Annotated in this window: 1 protein-coding gene; it reads left to right on the forward strand. The window is 34.9% G+C overall.

Annotated elements, in window-relative coordinates:
• The first annotated feature begins 11 nt into the window (after positions 1-11).
• Positions 12-152 (forward strand): universal stress protein, encoded by a 141-nt coding sequence (locus AOA60_RS29705; protein WP_256592904.1) that lies wholly within the window; start codon positions 12-14, stop codon positions 150-152.
• Positions 153-238 lie beyond the last annotated feature (86 nt).

Consider the following 238-nt stretch of genomic DNA (forward strand, 5'->3'; position numbering starts at 1 on the left):
GACCAACCATTGTGAGGGAAGCAAATAATGGAGAATATGATATTGTTATTATTGGCAGTAGAGGATTAAATCCATTTCAAGAAATGGTTTTAGGAAGTGTTAGTCATAAAATTGCTAAACGTGTAGAATGTCCAGTTTTAATAGTAAAGTAACAAGTCAGTTTCGAAAAATAGTGTCCGTAGACTGAACATTTACGGACAAAAAAGCGCAAAACAGTTTAGTGATGGCCACCAGTAAC

Origin of the sequence: Pseudomonas sp. 2822-17 (genome assembly GCF_002742485.1) — a bacterium.
GTDB lineage: Bacteria > Pseudomonadota > Gammaproteobacteria > Pseudomonadales > Pseudomonadaceae > Aquipseudomonas > Aquipseudomonas cyclaminis.